Genomic DNA, 3,821 nt, shown 5'->3' with positions numbered 1-3,821 from the left:
CTGCCTATCGCGCGTGGCAAATCTGTTTTCCGCTCGCCCTGGATCCGCGACATGGGGCAGTTCTACGGCATCAACCTCTTCCTGGCGGAGAGCAGCGCGACGACGGGCGGGCTCGACAGCCTGCTGGAGCCCACGGGCAACATCAAACGGGCGCAGGACATGGCTGCGAGGGCCTTTGGCGCCGAGCACGTGTTCTTCGTCACCAACGGCACCAGCACCTCGAACAAGATGGTTCTGCAGGCCCTGGTCGCTCCCGGCGACATCGTCATCCTCGACCGCAACTGCCACAAGTCACACCATTACGGGCTGGTGCTGAGCGGAGCGCAGCCCTTCTATGTCGAAGCGTTCCCGATGGCGGAATTCTCGATGTATGGCGCGGTCCCGCTGCGCACCATCAAGAAGGCGCTGCTCGACCTGAAGTCCGAAGGTCGGCTCGACCGGGTGAAGATGCTCGATCTCACCAACTGCACCTTCGACGGCCAYATCTACAACACGCGGCGCGTCATGGAGGAATGCCTGGCGATCAAGCCAGACCTGATCTTCCTCTGGGATGAAGCCTGGTTCGGCTTCGCGCGCTGGTCGCCCTTCCTCCGGCCTCGGACCGGCATGGGCGCAGCCGCCGACATCGAAGCCTGGGCGCAGACGCCCGGAGCAGTCGAACAGTTCGAGAAACAGCGCGCCGAACTCGGTAATGCGCCTTCAGCCGACAAGCTGCTGCAGACGCGCCTCATTCCCGATCCGCGCGCCATWCGCCTGCGGGTCTATCAGACCAACTCGACCCACAAGTCGATGTCGGCCATCCGCCAGGGCTCCATGGTGCTGGTGAAGGATGTCGATTTCCACACGATCGAGGCCCAGTTCCACGAGGCGATCTTCACCCATGCCTCGACCAGCCCGAACCAGCAGCTGATCGCAAGCCTCGATGTCGCCCGTCGCCAGATGGAGCTCGAAGGCTACGGCCTCGTCATGAACGCCATCGAGATCGCTCTCGACATTCGCCGCGAGATCAACTCGCATCCGCTGATCTCCAAGTATTTCAGCATCGTCGGTGCCGATGGSATGGTGCCCAAGGAGTACCGCTCCAGCGGCTTCGTCGACTTCCTGGCTCCGGGAACGCGCTGGGATGATCAATTGCGCAGCATGCGCGAGGATGAGTTCTGCCTCGACCCCACCCGCATGACCCTGGTCTGCGGCACGGCTGGCTTCGATGGTACCAGCTTCAAGGGCCTGCTTGCCTCCGAATACAACATCCAGCTCAACAAGACCTCGCGAAACTCGGTKCTGCTGCAATCGAACATCAACAACACGCGCAGCGATGTCGCGCTTCTGATCAGCGTGCTCCTGAAGATCTGCAGGAGCATCGATACAAGGCTCAAGCACGGTGGCGAGGCGGAGCAGACGGCCTTCGCAGCGCGGGTCAAGGCGCTGATGAAGGACGTGCCCGATCTGCCGAATTTCAGCCATTTCCACGAAACGTTCCGGCAGGACGCAGGTGACAAGACCCCGGAAGGGGACATCCGCACCGCATTCTTCGCCGCCTATTCCGAGAAGCAGTGCGAGTATGTGCCGATCGACAGCCCYGAATGCGACCGSCGCCTCAAGGACGGGCCGGACATGGTCTCGGCCAATTTCGTGATCCCCTACCCGCCCGGCTTCCCGATCATGGTGCCCGGCCAGGTCATCACGCACGAAACGATCACCTTCATGCGCAAGCTCGATGTGAAGGAGATCCATGGCTACGAGAAGGCCAAGGGCCTGAAACTGCTCAGAACRGACGTGCTCGCCGGSAAGAAGAGCGCCAATCACGAAACAGCCCGCAAGAAACCGCGGGCTTCCTAGCTCACTTGCCAGCGAATGCGCGGCAGTTCGGCGCCGCCAAATAGGGAGATCGGCATGTTCGAATGGTTCGCCAGTACGCTTCGCAGCTATCCKGAGATCGCGCTCTTTCTGTCCCTGGCGATCGGATACTATGTCGGYGGCTTCGCYTATAAGGGMTTCAGCCTCGGGGCGGTYACCKCCACGCTGRTCGCGGCCGTCMTCATCGGCCAGCTCGGGATMACGATCTCMCCGAACGTCAAATCGACGTTCTTCCTGATGTTCCTGTTCGCCGTCGGCTACGGCGTYGGCCCGCAATTCGTGCGMGGCATCGCCAAGGACGGCGCACCGCAGGCGATCTTTGCGGTCGTCGTCACCGTCTTCTGCCTCGTGATACCGGTCATGATCGCAAAGATCGCCGGCTACCATCCGGGCTATGCGGCGGGCCTCTATGCCGGCTCGCAGACGATCTCGGCCTCGATGGGCCTGGCGACCGACGCCATCAACCGGCTCGGCCTCACGCCGGAACAGACCAAGGAATGGCTCGACGCGATGCCCGTCGCCTATGCGGTGACCTATATCTTCGGCACGGTGGGATCTGCCGTCGTCATTGCCCAGCTCGGGCCCAAGATGCTCGGCATCGACCTTGTCCAGGCCTGCAAGGACTATGAGGCACGTCTCGGCGGCGACAAGGAGCTTGGCGGCCCGGGTTCGGTCTGGCGGCGCTTCGAGCTGCGCGCCTTCAAGGTGCGAAGCGGCGCCAGGGTTGCCGGCATGCGCGCGGTCGATGCCGAGGCGCTGGTTCCCGACGCGCGGGTCTTCGTCGAACGCATCCGCCGCAACGGCATCATCGAGGACGCGACCACCGATACGATCCTTCAGGAAGGCGACATCGTCGCCATCGCCGGCCCGCGCGAGGTTCTCGTCAACCTGATCGGCCAGGCCGCCGAAGAGGTCGAAGATGCCGAGCTCCTCGACGTCAAGGCCGAGGGGGTCGACGTCTACGTGACCAGCAAGGATGTCGACGGCAAGACGCTCGCAGAGATCGCGCAGATGCCGCAGGCGCGCGGCGTCTTCCTCCGGAAGATCGTACGGGGCGCGACTGCAACGAGCATCCCGATCCTCGCCAATACCGTGATCAATCGCGGCGACATCCTGACGATCGTCGGACGGACCCAGGACATTGCCGCCGTCGGCAAGGTCATTGGCCATCCCGACCGGGCCAGCGACGTCGCCGATGTCGCCTTCATCGGTGGTGCCATTACACTCGGCGCGCTGATCGGCGCGATCGTCTTCAAGGTCGGGGGTGTCCCGCTGACGCTCTCGACCGCGGGTGGCGCGCTGATCTCCGGCCTGGTCTTCGGCTGGCTCCGTTCCGTGCGACCGTTCTTCGGCCGCATCCCAAGTTCGACCGTCTGGTTCATGAACTCGGTCGGCCTGAACATCTTCATCGCGTGCGTCGGAATTTCCGCCGGCCCCGGCTTCGTCAAGGGGCTGCAGACGCAAGGCGTTGGCCTCTTCCTCTGGGGCGCATTGGCCTCCACGCTCCCGTTGATCCTGTCCATGTATGCCGGGAAGTATGTGTTCAAATTCGATCCCGCCATTCTGCTCGGGGCCGTGTCCGGCGCACGTACCACCACGGCATCGCTCGGGATGGTCTGCGATATCGCGCACAGCCAGGTCCCGGCCCTGGGCTACACCGTGACCTACGCGGTCGGAAACACCCTTCTGACGATCTGGGGCATGGTGATCATCATGCTGCTGGCCTGACGCCGGCGCACACGCCAACAAACCCGCTGCACATGAAGAACATGGGGAAATGCCATGGACCTGGTGAAGTTACGCAGTTTCGCGACCCTCAGCCCCTTCGAGATCAAGGACGAACTGATCCGTCTCGCTAAACAGACCGCGCAGACCTCCTCGATCGCCCTTCTGAACGCCGGCCGCGGCAATCCGAACTGGGTCGCGATGACGCCGCCGCGCGAGGGCTTCTTCCTGCTCGGGCA

2 protein-coding genes and 1 pseudogene are annotated in these 3,821 nt (G+C 63.2%); all 3 read left to right on the top strand.

Going from position 1 to position 3,821, the window contains the following annotated elements; genetic code table 11:
* Positions 1-1,839: decarboxylase (locus tag AC1D34_RS34925; RefSeq protein WP_476826703.1), on the top strand; the 1,839-nt coding region annotated here is incomplete at its 5' end.
* A 54-nt stretch (positions 1,840-1,893) separates the two neighbouring features.
* Entirely contained in the window at positions 1,894-3,585 is a 1,692-nt protein-coding gene (gene aspT, locus AC1D34_RS34920) for an aspartate-alanine antiporter (protein WP_476826702.1), read from the top strand.
* Between the two features lie 54 nt (positions 3,586-3,639).
* Positions 3,640-3,821: pseudogene (locus AC1D34_RS34915) on the top strand (aspartate 4-decarboxylase); the annotation flags it as partial.

The organism is Allobosea sp. P1_A7, assembly GCF_056406775.1.
Note: the sequence above shows the minus strand (reverse complement) of the source record. Positions and strands in the feature narration are given on the sequence as shown.